This is a genomic window from Flavobacterium sp. N2820 (assembly GCF_025947285.1).
In the GTDB taxonomy this organism is placed as follows: Bacteria; Bacteroidota; Bacteroidia; order Flavobacteriales; family Flavobacteriaceae; genus Flavobacterium.
In genome coordinates this window covers 2,170,101-2,186,741 of sequence record NZ_CP110008.1, presented here as the reverse complement: position 1 = coordinate 2,186,741, position 16,641 = coordinate 2,170,101, and the positions used below count along the sequence as shown (strand labels likewise).

At 32.3% G+C, this 16,641-nt stretch carries 15 protein-coding genes; 11 read left to right on the top strand and 4 right to left on the bottom strand.

The window, feature by feature from the left end; translation table 11 throughout:
- Nucleotides 1-87 precede the first annotated feature (87 nt).
- The 6 genes from OLM52_RS10375 (at nucleotide 88) to OLM52_RS10350 (ending at nucleotide 6,133) form a co-directional block, all read left to right on the top strand.
- Nucleotides 88-960 (top strand): hypothetical protein, encoded by an 873-nt coding sequence (locus OLM52_RS10375; RefSeq protein WP_264548438.1) that lies wholly within the window; start codon nucleotides 88-90, stop codon nucleotides 958-960.
- A 175-nt stretch (nucleotides 961-1,135) separates the two neighbouring features.
- Nucleotides 1,136-2,002, top strand: a complete 867-nt coding sequence (locus OLM52_RS10370; RefSeq protein ID WP_264548437.1) for a succinate dehydrogenase cytochrome b subunit — start codon at nucleotides 1,136-1,138, stop codon at nucleotides 2,000-2,002.
- 18 nt (nucleotides 2,003-2,020) lie between these two features.
- Nucleotides 2,021-4,030: a fumarate reductase/succinate dehydrogenase flavoprotein subunit gene (locus tag OLM52_RS10365; protein WP_264548436.1), complete on the top strand. Its 2,010-nt coding sequence runs from the start codon at nucleotides 2,021-2,023 to the stop codon at nucleotides 4,028-4,030.
- A gap of 6 nt (nucleotides 4,031-4,036) precedes the next feature.
- Complete coding sequence (locus OLM52_RS10360; RefSeq protein ID WP_264548435.1) at nucleotides 4,037-4,798, top strand: succinate dehydrogenase/fumarate reductase iron-sulfur subunit; 762 nt, start codon at nucleotides 4,037-4,039, stop codon at nucleotides 4,796-4,798.
- Between the two features lie 122 nt (nucleotides 4,799-4,920).
- On the top strand, nucleotides 4,921-5,394 hold the full coding sequence (locus OLM52_RS10355) for a hypothetical protein (protein ID WP_264548434.1): 474 nt from the start codon (nucleotides 4,921-4,923) through the stop codon (nucleotides 5,392-5,394).
- The gene (locus tag OLM52_RS10350) at nucleotides 5,369-6,133 is read left to right on the top strand and encodes a nitrilase family protein (RefSeq protein ID WP_264548433.1); all 765 of its coding nucleotides are present in this window, start codon (nucleotides 5,369-5,371) and stop codon (nucleotides 6,131-6,133) included. The genes OLM52_RS10355 and OLM52_RS10350 overlap by 26 nt, the downstream gene beginning before the upstream one ends.
- On the opposite strand, the gene OLM52_RS10345 is transcribed toward OLM52_RS10350, so the two are convergent.
- Both OLM52_RS10345 and OLM52_RS10340 read right to left on the bottom strand, forming a co-directional pair.
- Nucleotides 6,125-7,732, bottom strand: a complete 1,608-nt coding sequence (locus tag OLM52_RS10345; RefSeq protein WP_264548432.1) for an Ig-like domain-containing protein — start codon at nucleotides 7,730-7,732, stop codon at nucleotides 6,125-6,127. The two genes, OLM52_RS10350 and OLM52_RS10345, sit on opposite strands and share 9 nt — an antisense overlap.
- A 65-nt stretch (nucleotides 7,733-7,797) precedes the next feature.
- Nucleotides 7,798-8,289 carry a ComF family protein gene (locus OLM52_RS10340; RefSeq protein WP_319800209.1) on the bottom strand — a complete coding sequence of 164 codons (492 nt, stop codon included), beginning with the start codon at nucleotides 8,287-8,289 and terminating at the stop codon, nucleotides 7,798-7,800.
- A 255-nt stretch (nucleotides 8,290-8,544) separates the two neighbouring features.
- Between OLM52_RS10340 and OLM52_RS10335 the strand changes: the two genes are divergently transcribed.
- The 5 genes from OLM52_RS10335 to OLM52_RS10315 all read left to right on the top strand — a co-directional run bounded on the left by OLM52_RS10335 (nucleotide 8,545) and on the right by OLM52_RS10315 (nucleotide 14,852).
- Nucleotides 8,545-9,339, top strand: coding sequence for a hypothetical protein (locus OLM52_RS10335; RefSeq protein ID WP_264548430.1), 795 nt, complete (start codon nucleotides 8,545-8,547; stop codon nucleotides 9,337-9,339).
- Between the two features lie 59 nt (nucleotides 9,340-9,398).
- On the top strand, nucleotides 9,399-10,940 hold the full coding sequence (locus OLM52_RS10330) for a glycine--tRNA ligase (RefSeq protein WP_264548429.1): 1,542 nt from the start codon (nucleotides 9,399-9,401) through the stop codon (nucleotides 10,938-10,940).
- A gap of 73 nt (nucleotides 10,941-11,013) precedes the next feature.
- Nucleotides 11,014-11,742 (top strand): sensor histidine kinase, encoded by a 729-nt coding sequence (locus tag OLM52_RS10325; RefSeq protein WP_264548428.1) that lies wholly within the window; start codon nucleotides 11,014-11,016, stop codon nucleotides 11,740-11,742.
- Nucleotides 11,729-12,442: a LytR/AlgR family response regulator transcription factor gene (locus OLM52_RS10320; protein WP_264548427.1), complete on the top strand. Its 714-nt coding sequence runs from the start codon at nucleotides 11,729-11,731 to the stop codon at nucleotides 12,440-12,442. Before OLM52_RS10325 ends, OLM52_RS10320 begins: the two co-directional genes overlap by 14 nt.
- A 130-nt stretch (nucleotides 12,443-12,572) precedes the next feature.
- A complete protein-coding gene (locus OLM52_RS10315; RefSeq protein ID WP_264548426.1) occupies nucleotides 12,573-14,852 on the top strand; it encodes a cation:proton antiporter in 2,280 nt (759 codons plus the stop codon).
- Nucleotides 14,853-14,938: 86 nt separating this feature from the next.
- On the opposite strand, the gene OLM52_RS10310 is transcribed toward OLM52_RS10315, so the two are convergent.
- A complete protein-coding gene (locus tag OLM52_RS10310; RefSeq protein WP_264548425.1) occupies nucleotides 14,939-15,475 on the bottom strand; it encodes a DUF3575 domain-containing protein in 537 nt (178 codons plus the stop codon).
- Nucleotides 15,476-15,537: 62 nt separating this feature from the next.
- Nucleotides 15,538-16,587, bottom strand: coding sequence for a thiamine-phosphate kinase (gene thiL, locus OLM52_RS10305; RefSeq protein ID WP_264548424.1), 1,050 nt, complete (start codon nucleotides 16,585-16,587; stop codon nucleotides 15,538-15,540).
- Between the last annotated feature and the right edge of the window lie 54 nt (nucleotides 16,588-16,641).

Below are 16,641 nucleotides of genomic sequence, written 5' to 3'. Positions count from 1 at the left end.
TGTTTAAAGTTGGGTTCCTGCTTTCCGTTATAGTCCCGATAAATCGGGAGCTATCACTCCAATCAGGGTTAGATAACAATCGATAGTATGAAAAAATTAGTAGTTTTATTCACTTTAGTCATTGGTGCTTTTACTTTTTTCTCTTGTGAGGATGCAGATGACAAGGCAGAAGAGCCTTATTTAATTGTGAAATTTCAATTCGATCCTAATCAAGTTCGCTTGAATAATCTAGGACAGCCTTCAAGTGTTGCGCCAGGAAATGCAGCACAATCTCCTGATTTTAATGCAATTTCTGCACATTATTTCGAATTATCCCCAACAGCCTACACGCAATTAGGTGATGGAACTGTTTTATATCACGCAGCAGAAACTATCGAAGGCGGTTCGGTGGCCATTGATTTTGATCAAGCAATACTTGTGAGTGAAGGTGAAACTTTTTTAAAAATCCCATTGAGTCAAGTGGCACAAGGCAATTACGAATATGTGCGAGTTTCTCTTGCGTACCAAGATTATAATATTTCTATCAGAAATAATGGAATAGATTATCAGGGTAGATTAGCGAGTTTTGTAGGTTATAATACATATATTAATACACATTTTATCGGTAGTAATTCTTTTCCAGTAAATGCTAACCGTTCTCAAGGATATTGGGCATTTGCATTGAATGATTTTCCTTATGCTACATCAGGTCAAGCACCTGCTGGGGCAACAACTGTTCCCAATCCTATTGCGAGTACATCCCCAATTCCATCTGGGTCTTGTGTAGTTACAGGAAAATTTGCTGAAAACTTAGTAATCAATGGTAGTGAAACCCAAGATGTAGTGGTTACATTGTCGCTTTCTGTCAACAATAGTTTCGAATGGCAAGAAGTAACTGTAGATGGAAAATATGAGCCTTCAATTGGAGAAAACGTTGTGGATATGGGATTAAGAGGATTAATTCCTAGCTATGTAAAATAATTATTTCGCAAAATTAATATACATTTTTTATTTTTAAAGAGTGTAAAGTCTTGATATTCAACGAAAGTTGGATTATTTTAAATTCATTATAAATTAGCTACAAAAGGTTGTAGTTAATTTCAAATAGCTGTATTTTTGTTTGATTTTTATAAAACTATTACAATCAAATAAAATTATGGCAAAATCAGCACTTTTAAAGTCATCTATTGCAAAGAAATATTGGATGGCTCTTACAGGTTTATTTTTATGCTTGTTTTTGGCGGGTCATTTAGCAGGAAATCTTCAATTGCTTGTTCCAAACAACGCATTGAATTTTAATCAGTATGCATTGTTTATGACTACCAATCCAGCGGTAAAATTACTTTCTTATTTAACGTACATTTCAATTTTATTCCACGCTATTGATGGAATATTATTAACAATCCAAAACAAAAAAGCTAGACCAATAGGTTATGCAAAAACAAATCCATCAGCAAATACAAGTTTTGCTTCAAGAAACATGGCTGTTTTAGGAACCGTTATTTTAGTTTTCATTGCTACGCATATGGTGAATTTTTGGGCAAAAATGCATTTTGACAAAAACATGCCATTAATGACAAAAACTATTGATGTACAAGGTCAAAAACAAGTTTTTTATGTTGGAACTCAGGTTGGACAGTATTTTCCATTTGATCAAGTAGCTAAAGAAGGTGAAAAAGAGGAACAAGGAATGATGCCAAAGCAGTTTGTTATTAAAAACAAAACAGAATTACACTTCAAACAAGCAGATGTTAAAACAGCAGATTTGTACAAAGATTTATACAAACTAACATTAGATTTTTTTAAAGATGCTAAATACGGTTTATTGTTTACAATTGGGTATGTTTTAGCAATGTTAGCTTTAGCGTTTCACTTATGGCATGGTTTTCAAAGTGCCTTTCAATCATTAGGAGCTAATAGTTCAAAATTAACTCCGGTAATCAAGTTTTTCGGAAAAGCATTTGCAATCGTAGTTCCACTATTATTTGCAATTATTCCAGTTATCTTACACTTTAAAAAATAATCAACATCAGTATATATTATGAAGTTAGATTCTAAAATACCAGCTGGTCCATTAAAAGACAAATGGACCGATCATAAAAATCACTTGAAATTAGTTGCTCCAAATAATAGACCAAAAATCGATATTATTGTTGTAGGAACTGGTTTAGCAGGTGCTTCTGCTGCCGCTTCTCTTGGAGAAATGGGGTACAACGTAAAAGCATTTTGTTTTCAAGATTCTCCACGTCGTGCGCACTCAATTGCGGCTCAAGGAGGTATCAATGCAGCAAAAAATTATCAAAATGATGGCGATAGTGTTTACCGTCTTTTCTATGATACTATAAAAGGTGGTGACTACCGCGCTCGTGAAGCAAACGTACATCGTTTAGCAGAAGTTTCAGGAAATATTATTGACCAATGTGTAGCACAAGGAGTTCCTTTTGCTCGCGAATATGGTGGAATGTTAGACAACCGTTCGTTTGGAGGAACACAAGTACAACGTACTTTTTATGCCGCTGGGCAAACAGGACAACAATTGTTATTAGGAGCTTATTCAGCTTTATCAAGACAAATTGGATTAGGTCGTGTTAAAATGTACAGCCGTCACGAAATGCTAGACTTAGTAAAAGTAGATGGAAAAGCACGTGGAATTATAGCCCGTAACTTGGTTACTGGGGAAATCGAAAGACACTCTGCACATGCTGTTGTTATTGCTTCTGGAGGTTATGGAAATGTATATTTCCTTTCTACAAATGCAATGGGAAGTAATGTAACTGCTGGGTGGAAAGTACACAAACAAGGCGCTTTGTTCGCAAATCCATGTTATGTTCAAATTCACCCAACCTGTATTCCAGTTCATGGAACCAATCAGGCCAAGTTGACATTGATGTCTGAGTCACTTAGAAATTCAGGTCGTATTTGGGTACCAAAGAAAAAAGAAGATGCGGAAGCAATTCGTGCTGGTAAATTAAAACCAACAGAATTGGCTGAAGAAGATAGAGATTACTATTTAGAAAGAAAATACCCTGCGTTTGGTAACTTGGTTCCTCGTGACGTTGCCTCTAGAGCAGCAAAAGAGGTTTGTGACGAAGGACGTGGTATTGAAGCAAATGATACTAATGAAGGTGTTTACTTAGATTTTTCTACAGAAATTCAAACCAAAGGAAAACAAGCTGCTTTTGCAAAAGGAAATCACAATCCATCTCCTGAGGAAATAACTGCTTTAGGAAAACAATGGTTAGAAGAGAAATATGGTAACTTGTTTACGATGTATCAAAAAATTACAGATGAAAATCCGTATGAAACACCAATGAAAATTTATCCAGCAGTTCACTATACTATGGGAGGTGTTTGGGTTGATTATAATTTACAGTCAACAATTCCAGGTTGTTTTGTTGCAGGTGAAGCAAATTTTTCTGACCACGGCGCAAACCGTTTAGGAGCATCAGCTCTAATGCAAGGTTTAGCAGATGGTTATTTTGTATTACCTTATACAATTTCAAACTATTTAGCGGATGAAATTAGAACAGGTAAAATAGCTACAGATGCTCCAGAATTTATCGAAGCAGAAGCTAGAGTTAAGGATGCAATAAGTAAGTTCTTAAACAATAAGGGAACAAAATCTGTTGATCATTTCCATAAACGTCTTGGACTAATTATGTGGAATAAAGTTGGAATGGGAAGAAACGAAAAAGGATTAAAAGAAGCTATTGCAGAAATTGCAGCTTTGAAAGAAGAATTCTATAAAGAAGTTAATGTTCCAGGAAGTGCAGACGAATTGAATCCACAATTAGAAAAAGCATTAAGAGTTGCAGATTTAATAGATTTAGGTCAATTAATGGCAATGGATGCTTTGCAACGTAATGAATCATGTGGAGGTCACTTCCGTGAAGAATACCAAGATGCAGAAGGAGAAACACTTCGTGATGATGAGAATTTCTCTTTTGTAGGTGCTTGGGAATATAAAGGTGATGATATCACTAAAGAAGAGCTTCACAAAGAAGAACTGAAATACGAATTTATTAAAATTGCAGCTAGAAATTACAAATAAAAAATTATGAGTGCAGCAAAAAATATCAATATAAATCTTAAGATTTGGCGTCAAAAGAATGCTGATTCTAAAGGAAGCATGGAAACATATAAATTAAATGATGTTTCAACAGCAAGTTCATTTTTAGAAATGCTTGACCAATTAAATGAGCAATTAATTAACGATAATATAGAGCCAGTTGCATTTGATCACGATTGTCGTGAAGGAATCTGTGGAATGTGTTCGCTTTATATTAACGGTCGTGCTCACGGACCAGATACTGGAATTACAACCTGTCAGTTACACATGAGAATGTTTAAAGATGGTGATACTATTTTTGTAGAACCATGGAGAAGTAAAGCATTTCCAGTAATCAAAGATTTAGTAGTTGATAGAAGCGCATTTGATAGAATTCAACAAGCGGGTGGTTTCGTTTCAGTAAACACTTCTGGAAATACTATTGATGCCAATTCAATTCCAGTGCCTAAAGACGATGCAGACAAAGCCTTTATGGCTGCTGCATGTATTGGATGTGGTGCTTGCGTTGCAAGTTGTAAAAATGGTTCAGCAATGTTGTTTGTAGGAGCAAAAGTATCACAATATGCATTGTTACCTCAAGGAAAAGTTGAAGCAGCTCAACGTGTTCAAAACATGGTTCGCCAAATGGATGAAGAAGGTTTTGGAAACTGTACCAATACTGGAGCATGTGAAATCGAATGCCCAAAGGGTATTTCGTTAGAAAACATTGCTCGTATGAACAGAGAATTTTTAAAAGCATCTGTGAAATAATTCATATAAGCTTACAAAATAGAAACGCATTCATTTATTTGAATGCGTTTTTTTTTAAATAATTCTTAAACCGTCTTGCAACATAAATTAAAATGGTATTTTTAACTTCAAAAATAATAAGTATGAAATTTGTATTAGCTTTGTTCTTATTTCTAGTTTCTGCTCTCTCTGTAGCGCAGAATAATGTGTTAGTTATGCAAAAAAAAGATTCCGAGTTTTTTAAAGAAATAAAAGAAAACAAAAGAATTAAAATTGAAACCAAACAAGGACAAAAAATATATGGTAGATTCACTATAATTGATTCTTCAAGTATATTGATTAATGAAAAAGTAATTTTATTGAACGATATTGAAAAAATTAAAAAGAAATCACTATTTGCAAAGATTACTAACCCTGTTTTTATTGCAACGGGTTTGCTTTTTGTTACTGGTGGTATTGTTGGAATTTCGGCTGGTGGATATGGATATATTACAGGTATTGCCTTATTGCCTTCAGGAACAGTAATTACATTGGTTTCAATATTATCAAATAATCACCCATCTCATAAATGGAACTATTCAATTCAAGTAAATGAAAATAGCCGTATTTCAAACTAAGTTAGCTTGGGAAAATCCCGCAGTAAATCGAAAATTCATTGAAGAATATTTTCTAAATGAAGATGAACCGTTTGATTTATTTATTTTGCCAGAAATGTTTACTTCAGGTTTTACCATGAATCCATCGGCTGTAGCGGAACCTATGGATGGAGAAACGATGACTTGGTTAAAAGGCTTAGCCAAAGCAAAAAATTGCGGCATTACAGGAAGTTTGGTAATTAAAGAAGATGGAAATTTTTATAACCGAATGGTTTTTATTTTTCCGTCAGGCGAAGTGCAGTTTTACAATAAAAGACATTTGTTTACTTTGGCAGGAGAAGAAAAAGTCTATACAAAAGGAACCAAAAAAGTTATCGTAAATTACAACAATTGGAACATCTGTCTTCAAGTTTGTTACGATTTGCGCTTTCCTGTTTTTGTCCGAAATGTTGAAAATTATGATCTAATACTTTATGTTGCGAATTGGCCAAAGCCAAGAATTAATGCTTGGGATTCACTTTTAAAAGCTCGTGCCATAGAAAACATGTGCTATACTATTGGTGTAAATAGAATAGGTGAAGATGCAAATCAATTAGAATATCCAGGACATTCGCAAGTAATTGATTTCCTAGGAAATAACATGCTTAATTGCGAAAGTGATTTGGGAGTTTTCGTATGCGAATTGGATAAAGATCAACAATTAGCAACGCGTCAAAAATTGAATTTTTTAAATGATAAAGACGATTTTTCTTTAGTCTAAACCAAATTCTTGTTCTACATCCCAATTAGCTCTTACGTCAATTTGTTTTGGAAAATAGATTATTTCTTCCGCTTGTTTTCTAGCTAAATAATCTCCAGTGTCCCAAATACCGTTGGCATTATCGTCATAAATAACACGCAATGTGTATAATTTTGGTTCAATCGTTTCGAAAAGTAGCGTCGTTTCTTGTGTCGATGTTTGCGAATACATTACTTCTTCTTTATCATCTAAAACTTCTAAAATCAGTGGAAACCTTTTTGCACCAATTAAGTTAACCTTTAAATTTCCATAATCAGACAATAATCGAGTGCTAAAATCAAATTTTAAAGAATCATTTTGGGTTTCATAAAAATCTATAATTGCACCTGGTAAAACTTCCATCGAATATTTTTGATCTTCTTCTTTTGCAAAATCAAACTGAATCTCTTGATTGAATTCATCGTATTTAGTGGTAAATTTAACTAAAGTTGAATCTTTTTTTCTAATGAAAATTTTAGAATCGTCTATACTGTTTATTGGAGTTTTTGTTTTTAAAATAAATGGATTTCTAAACGATAAAAGACTTCCAGTTTTGTTGTCTATTGATAACGTATCAGCTTCTTTAAAATCCTTTAATTTAGCGGTAAATTGTTTGTTGTAATTTCCATTTTCGACTAAAATTTCGATAGAATCTTTACTAGTTAACGGAAAGAAAACTTGTAAGCTATCTTTATTCTTTTCGGTAAATTTAGTCAATCGAATAGGAATTTCTTTTCCATTATTTTTTGCAGTAACTTTTGTGTTTTTTGCTTCTCCCGAATACGCTAGAAACAATTTATTATTGCTTTCTTGTGTTGGTTTTTCTGCTTTGAAAGGTAATTTTTCTGCAAATAACTCTAATTCATAAATGGTTTCAGTAGGCACAGAAATGGGCTCGTTAAAGAAGGCAATTTTATCACTTTTTGGATCAAATTTATTGTTTCCAGCTTTGTCTTTTAATGCAATAATTTGATATTGGCCTTCTTTTAAATTTTCTAGTGAAAATATTTTTAAACTATCTAAGGTATTTGTAATATATAAAGGCGTTTCTTTATAAACTGTAGAATCAGTAAAAGTTTTTGCATCATACAACAAAACAGAAACAAAATTATCTGGTTTTTGACTGTTTGCATCTTTAATTTTTCCAACTACAGTTAATGAATCAATCAAATTCCCCGTTGAAAAAACATACTTGAATTGCGAATACGGATTATTCTCGTTGTGATCTGAAATACTTTGCCCAAAATTGAAGCTATAAGTTGTGTTTTCTTGTAACGTATCTAAAATTTTGATAGAAATAAATTTACTCGCACTTCCTTGAGGAACAATTACAGGTTGTTTTTTCATAGGTGGCGAAATAATTAATTGTTTAGAGATGTCTTTGACCTTAATTAATTCATCAAAATTAATTTTGATTTCATTTCCTTTAAAATTGGTGCTAAAGTTTTCGGGAAAACTTCCTGTAATTTTTGGTGCAATCGTGTCTTTTGCGCCACCAGTTATTGTGCCTCTTTTTGCACAATTTACAAAAAAAGAAGCGGCAATAAGTAGCACCAATATGTGTTTTAACTTTGTCATCATAATTAAATAAAGAAGTTACAAAATAACAACTATAATTGGAGCAAACATACAATTTTTAGTATTTTTTATGAATCTGTGTACGCAATTGTAACAATGCTAATTTTTGCATTTGGAATTTTTAATAGGGCTTTGGCACAAGCTTCTAATGTAGCGCCAGAAGTCATTACATCATCAATTAAAAGAAAATGTTTTCCGTAGTCAGCTTCGCTGTAAATTACATCAAATAGTGATTTGTTAATATCGCTGCGTTGATCTTTTGTTTTTTTGGTTTGGGTTTTAGAATATAAGTTTCTGTAAAGTAACTTTTCGTTGTAGTTAATTTGTAGATTTTTTGCCACAGCTACACAAAATGTTGTAACTTGATTATAACCACGTTCTTTAAGTCTTTTTTTGTGTAATGGTACAGGGATAATTTCTGAAAAAGCATATTTTTTTGTAATTTCTTTTAAATCTTCTGCATACCAATTTCCTAATAAAGTTCCAATTTCTTGCTGATTTCTATACTTAAGATTGTGAATTATATTTTGAACTATACCTTTTTTGTGAAAATATAGCATTGATGCGCAAAATTCAACTGGAATTATGCCATAAAATTTTTTTGTTGTATAATTGTTCTCTAAATAATGGTGTTGCGTTAAAGGTAATCCGTGTCGACATTTCGAGCAGATTATGGTTTCGCTTTTTAGCAATAGTGAATTGCATCCGTTGCATAATTTAGGATAAAGTAAGTTTAACAGATTTTTCAGCATTTCGTCGATTTATTAGGCTAAAATTAACATATTTATATAAATTTATAAAAAACTATATAACAAATGACAATAAAAAAGAATAAAATCACAAAAATTAGCATCGTTATTTTGATGTTACTATTGTTGTTTTTTAGTGTCAAATATTTTAAAGTAAAAGATGAATTGACTCAATTTAAGGCGAATTCTGAATTAGAAATTCAGATTTTAGAGAGTCAACTTGGAGAAATTCTTCACAAATATGATTCATTAAGCGAAGAATCAAAACGAAATGCAGAATTATTAGCTATAAATGTTGACTCTCGATCAATAAATGACGAATCTAAAATTCAAAATACTTTAGAAGCAAGTACTGTTGATGATTCTATTGTTTTTTATGCCAAAAGAGCGCAAGAATTAAATGCTCAAATTGCACATAAAACACAAGCTCTTTCAAAAAAATCAAATGGTTCAACGTTAAGTGAAGCCAATCCATATCGATTATCAGTTTCCAATATTAATGCAAAGGGAGTGAAAATTTATTCAGATTTGTATAAATCATCCAATTCTCAAATCCAACAGTTAAGAGTCTGTTATACTTTGCAAAAAAGTGATATTTTAAAAGCGGGTTCAAGAAAAGTTTACATACAAGTTGTAAATCCAAAAAACCAAATCATTTCTAAAGGAAATTCTTATGTTGAAAATGCATTAGGAGCAAAACTTCAATACAGTGCGCTTTCAGAAGTTAATTATGACAAAAATGATACGGATGTTTGTGCTTATGTAGATTTAGAGAAACATAAAACAGTAAAAGGAAATTATATCATTAATATTTATAGTGATTTTACTAAAATTGGTTCCACAACATTCGAATACAAATAATTTGTATTTAATTCTTTAAAAACTTTTCTTTATTCCATTCCTATTTTTACTTTTGCACTATGGCAAAACAAGATGATATATTTAAAAATGTAGTTTCGCATGCAAAAGAGTACGGATTTATTTTTCCGTCAAGCGAAATTTACGATGGACTTAGTGCGGTATACGACTATGCACAAAATGGTGTGGAGTTAAAAAAGAACATCCGCGAATATTGGTGGAAAGCAATGGTGCAAATGCACGAAAATATTGTAGGTTTAGACGCCGCAATTTTAATGCATCCAACCACATGGAAAGCTTCTGGTCACGTAGATGCATTTAACGACCCATTAATTGATAATAAAGATTCCAAAAAAAGATACCGTGCCGATGTTTTAATTGAGGATTATGCCGAAAAATTAAATCAAAAAGCACAAAAAGAAATTGACAAAGCACGCGAACGTTTTGGCGCTTCCTTTGATGAAGAGCAATACAAAACTACAAATCCACGTGTGATGGAATATTTGTCTAAAAAGAAGGAAATTCTAGAAAGAATGGCACGCTCTTTAGAAACAGAAAACCTTGCAGATGTAAAAGCTTTAATCGAAGAATTAGAAATTGCTTGTCCAGATAGTGGTTCAAAAAACTGGACCGATGTTAAGCAATTCAATTTAATGTTCGGAACAAAATTAGGTGCTTCTGCTGAAAGTGCAATGGATTTATATCTTCGTCCTGAAACCGCTCAAGGGATTTTTGTAAATTTCTTGAATGTTCAAAAAACCGGTCGTATGAAAATTCCGTTCGGGATTGCTCAAACAGGTAAAGCGTTTAGAAACGAAATCGTAGCAAGACAATTTATTTTCCGTATGCGCGAATTTGAACAAATGGAAATGCAGTTTTTTGTGAAACCAGGAGAAGAAATGAAATGGTACGAATACTGGAAAACCACACGTTTAAATTGGCATTTATCACTTGGTTTAGGTGCAGCAAATTACCGTTTTCACGACCATGAAAAACTAGCACATTATGCAAATGCTGCTGCTGATATCGAATTCAATTTCCCATTCGGATTTAAAGAGTTGGAAGGCATTCACTCTAGAACCGATTTTGATTTGAAAGCACACGAAAAATTTTCGGGAAAAAAGCTACAATATTTTGATAACGACACCAATTCAAACTACACACCTTATGTGGTTGAAACTTCAGTTGGTTTAGATAGAATGTTCTTAGCTGTTTTTTCAAAAGCATTACAGGAAGAAACGTTAGAAGATGGTTCTACAAGAACAGTTTTACGTTTGCCTTCCGTTTTAGCACCCACAAAAGCAGCTGTTTTACCATTAGTTAAAAAAGACGGTTTGCCAGAAGTTGCGAATAAAATCATCGAAGATTTAAAATGGGATTTCAATGTAGCCTATGATGAAAAAGACGCAGTAGGAAGACGTTACAGAAGACAAGACGCACTAGGAACACCATTTTGTATTACTGTAGATCATCAAACATTAGAAGATGAAACTGTAACTATTCGTCATAGAGATTCAATGCAACAAGATAGAGTGAAGATTTCTGAATTACGAAATATCATCAATAGCGAAGTTTCTATGCGAAACTGGTTGATGAAAATGTAATAAACGAATCAAAATAAGTAATAAGACCTTCTTTTTGAAGGTCTTATTTTTTTAACTTTGTTCAAAATAGTATATGAATTGGATAATTGTATATAGTGTTGTTTTAGTTCTATTAATTATAGGCTTATTGTGGCTTTGGAATCACAACAGAAAACTAATGCAAGCACTTCAAGATTTTCAAAAGCAAAATGCTGAAGTTTATGAAAAAGCCAAGTTTTTAGAACTTGAAAATATTAGCTCTAAACTGAATCCACACTTATTTAAAAATATTTTAAATTCGATTCAATCGCACGCATACCAAACGTATTATGCCATTGATAAAATGTCGGGTGTTTTGGATTATATTTTATACGAAAGTCAGAAAAATAGAGTCACTCCAAAAGACGAATTATATTTTACACAACAACTTATAGAGGTCAATAAAATCAAATTAAGTCCGCTGTTTGAATTATCGGTAAAGACAAAAATAGATACCGAAGATTCGTTTTATAATATGCCAGTAATTCCGCCCTTAATTACAGTGGATTTAATTGAAAACGCTTTCAAACATGCCGATATTCAAAGTCCGGATTCGTTTATAAATATTGTTTTAGAATGTCGAAATGCTTATTTCAAGATTACGGTTTCAAATAAAATTTCTTCACAGCCTAAATTATTGAAAGAAAAAAGTGGTATCGGTTTACAAAATCTAGAAAAACGCTTGAATTTAATATACGGAAATAACTACAAACTCAATATTGGTATTGATGGCGATTCTTATGTGGCACAATTAAAAATAGATTTCAAAGATGCAACAACTTAAATGTGTTTTGTTAGATGATGAAATTCCAGGGTTGACTTATTTGAAGTTGCTCTGCGAACAAGTTCCTGAAATTGAAATCGTAAAGTCATTTAATGATCCATTACTTTTTATCAAAGAACAAGAAAAATTAGAGTACGATTTATGTATTTGCGATATTGAAATGCCAGGTTTAAAAGGTACAGAAGTAGCGCAATTAATTCAATCTAAAATGATTTTGTTTACAACGGCTTACAAAGAATTTGCAGTTGAAGCCTTTGAATTAAATGCTGTTGATTATTTAACTAAGCCATTAAAAAAAGAACGTTTGCAAGTTGCCATAGAAAAAGCACTATTGCGTAAAGAACAAATAACACCAATTGCTCAAACCATTCAATGGCAAACCGAAAAAGGAAAAGCGGTTTTACAAATTGAAAATATTTTGCACATCCAAACATCAGCAATTGATAGTCGCGACAAGCAAATGATTTACGATAATCAGATCATTACTTTGAAAAACATTACGTTTGAAAAATTAAAGCACTTATTGCCTTCAAATTCGTATTGTCAAATCAATAAAAACGAAATGATTCGCTTGCATTGTGTGACTTTTTTTACGGCTGATCAAATTGATACTTCTATTGTATTTCAAAACAAAAAAATGGCACTTTCCATAGGGAATAGTTATAAAGCTGAGTTTTCAGAGAAAATGAAAAACTTCTAACGCCTTCATTACATTTGTTTCTTTTTTCATTACATAAACAAGTTCCTTTTTTACAATTCCGATTTTGCAAAAGAGAATATTTAGAAATTTGTAATTGAATATTGAAAGTGTTCTAATCAAAAAAAGAAGTATGAAAAATTATAAAAACAGCATTTTTTATATCGTCATTATCGGATTTTTCTCGTTTTTAATGTATTGGATTTTCAAAAAAGGGAAAATCCTTGAAGATGTTACAGTTCAAGAAAAAATTTCTGAAAATTCTAATTGGCAAGATTTTATCGATTCGCTAACGCATAATTTGCAACATCCATTAGCAATTTTGTTAGCTCAAATTGTTACCATAATTTTAGTTGCAAAGTTATTTGGTTGGATTTGCCGTAAAATTGGTCAACCATCGGTAATTGGAGAGATTGTCGCTGGAATCATGCTTGGTCCATCGTTTTTCGGACACTATTTTCCAGAATTCTCCGCATTATTATTTCCAGTTGCTTCTTTACCTAATTTACAGTTTTTAAGTCAGATTGGTTTAATTCTTTTCATGTTTGTAATCGGAATGGAATTGGATTTAAAAGTGCTTAAAAACAAAGCACATGATGCTGTAGTTATTAGTCACGCGAGTATTATTATTCCATTTGCTTTAGGAGTTTGTTTAGCGTATTACATTTATGCTTCTTTTGCACCTGAAGGTGTTCAATTTTTATCTTTTGCTTTATTTATTGGGATTGCAATGAGTATTACCGCTTTTCCAGTTTTAGCCCGAATTGTTCAGGAACGCGGTTTGCATAAAACCAAATTAGGCGCTATGGTTATTACATGTGCGGCGGCTGATGATATTACAGCTTGGTGTTTATTAGCGGTCGTAATTGCTATCGTAAAAGCAGGCTCGTTTGTAAGTTCAATTTATGTAATATTGCTTGCAGTTGCTTATGTTTTCTTGATGATAAAGTTTGTAAGGCCATTTTTAAAACGTGTTGGCGATTTGTATGCTACTCAAGAAAAAATGAGCAAACCAGTCGTAGCTATATTTTTTGTAACTCTTTTAATTTCGTCTTATGCAACGGAAGTTATCGGAATTCATGCCCTTTTTGGAGCATTTATGGCGGGAATTATCATGCCTGATAACATGAAATTTAGAAATATTTTCATCGAAAAAATCGAAGACGTTTCTATAGTTTTATTATTGCCATTGTTTTTTGTTTTTACAGGTTTACGAACAAAAATCGGCTTAATTGACGATCCATATCTGTGGAAAGTTACAGGATTTATTGTTTTAGTTGCCGTTCTAGGTAAATTTTTCGGGAGTGCTTTAGCAGCGCGATTCGTTGGACAAAATTGGAAAGACAGTCTTACCATTGGCGCCTTGATGAACACCAGAGGATTGATGGAATTAGTGGTTTTAAACATTGGTTTTGATTTAGGTGTTCTAACACCGCAAGTTTTTGCTATGATGGTAATTATGGCTTTGGTGACAACGTTTATGACAGGGCCTGCTCTGAGTTTAATTGATAAAATATTTAAAAATTCCTCTGTAACAGAGATAACGGATAGAATTATTGAACAAGCAAAATTCAAAGTTTTAATTTCATTTGGAGATAATAATAATGGAAAAGTTCTAACGCGTTTAGCACATTTTTTTACTAAAAAACAAGAGCAAAATTCACAATTAACAGCTATGCATTTGTCTCATGCGAATGAAGTAAATCAGTTTAGTATAGGTGAGTACGAAAAAAACAGTTTTGAACCTATTTTAGCGACTTCTCAAGAACTGAATGTTAATGTAACTACACTTTTCAAGGTGTCAAACGATATTGATGCCGATATTTGTAAAGTAGCTAATCAAGGAGAATTTGATTTGTTATTAATAGGATTAGGTCAATCTATTTATGAAGGAAGTTTATTAGGTAAAATTTTAGGATTTACCACTCGAATCATTACACCTGATCGATTATTAAATACTTTTACAGGGAAAGAAAACTTATTTGAAGAAGATATTTTTGATGAACGAACGCGATATATTATCAATAAAACCGAAGTTCCGCTAGGGATTTTAATTGATAAAAATTTCCAAAATGCAGGAACTGTTTTTATTCCAATTTTTGACGGAAAAGATATTTTCTTGATTCAATATGCAAAAAAATTGATCTACAATAATCACTCTCAAGTGTCGATATTAGATGTTAGAGGAATTGTAAAAAATAATATCGAATTAAAAGAAGAAATTAGAGCAATCGAACAAGTTACACCTAATCATATTGCCATTCTAAACGATAAAAAAATAGATAAAGATTTCTTGAAATCGCAAGATTTGATGTTGGTAAGTCTAGATAGTTGGAAGAAATTGGTTGAAACCAGAAGTACATGGTTATCGAGCACACCTTCTACATTGATTATTCAGGAAGGAAGAGAATAGTTTACGGTCAATATTATATTAAAAAATCCCAAATTTCAATTGAGAAGTTCGGGATTTTTATATATTTTGTAATCAAAAAAGGGTAATTAAAATCTGTAACCAACAGTTATTCCTGCTCTTCCAATTAATTCATAATCTCTATCATCATATTGGTTGTTGAATAAATTTCGCCCAACTCCTGCATTAATTTCTAATAACAAGCCTTTTTTGGTAACCCATTTTCCACCTAAACCAATTCCTAAAGCAAAATCAGTTAAGGTTTTGGGTTCATATGTATACTCTGTTGGACTTTCAGTATAAACCCAATCGTCAACATTGTTTAACATTCCAAATGCTTCTCCGAAAAATCCTGCGGCTGGTTTTTTACCAAAATAGTAACGATAATATCCAGTAACAGCATAATTGATGTCCCAATTGTCTTTGTCAAAAGGCATATTTATAGAAACGCCTATCCCAGATTCCTCGTTAATAATTCGTTCATAAGAAATATCAAAACTTCCTAAAACCAAAAATAAAGCATTTCCTTTGAGTTCGTTTTTATTAAAATCAACTTTTGTTTCAGCTTCTTGAGCATAAGTTAGGCTTGTAATGAGTATAAGTCCAAGCAAGAAAATTTTTTTCATAGTGTTTTTCATAAGAGTATTAAAAAACCAAATATAATAGATTTTATTTTGAAAAAAATCATTTATTCCTCACTCAAAGCATTCCAGCCTCTTGCTTTCAATTCAATTTTTGTATTTGCTCTGGTTACTAAGTGCATTCCTTCGCTGGCTTGTGTCATGTGACCAATAACCGTGAAGTTTGGATTGCCTTTGATTTTATCGTAATCTTCCATTTTTATCGTAAACAATAATTCATAATCTTCGCCGCCACTTAAAGCTACTGTAGTGATGTCTAAATTAAATTCTTCGCACACATTAATCAATTGTGGATCAACCGGAATTTTTTCTTCATATAAGTTGCAACCTACTTCAGATTGTTTGCATAAGTGCATAATTTCCGAAGATAATCCGTCAGAAACATCAATCATAGCGGTTGGTTTTATTTCTAATTTTTCAAATAATTCTTTCAAATCTTTACGCGCTTCTGGTTTTAACTGACGTTCAATTAAATAGGTATACGGTTCTAAATCAGGTTGGTTATTTGGATTCACCTGAAAAACTTGTTTTTCGCGTTCTAAAATTTGTAATCCCATATAGGCTGCACCAATATCACCAGAAACCACTAATAAATCGGTAGCATTTGCTCCATTTCTGTAGACAATATCGTCTAAATTTGCTTCACCAATTGCAGTAATACTAATGATGAGTCCTTTTTGCGAAGAAGTCGTATCGCCACCAATTACATCTACATTGTATACTTTTGATGCCATTGTAATTCCGTCAAATAATTCTTCCAAAGCTTCTAACGGAAAACGATTTGAAACAGCAATAGAAACCGTTATTTGAGTTGGCTTTGCATTCATTGCGCAAATATCCGAAATGTTAGCCACCACCGCTTTATAGCCCAAATGACGCAAAGGCATATAAGCCAAATCAAAATGAACACCTTCAACCAATAAATCGGTTGAAATTATCGCTTTTTTTGCACCAAAATCTAACACAGCAGCATCATCACCAATACTTTTTAATGTAGACTCTTGATTAATCGTAAAATGTTTAGTTAAGTGTTCGATTAAGCCAAATTCGCCTAATTGTGCTAAACTGGTTCTTGATTGGTCTTTATTTTCTAACATGAATTATTTTTTATGCAAAGATAGTGTTAATGTATCAATGCGGCAATGAGTCAA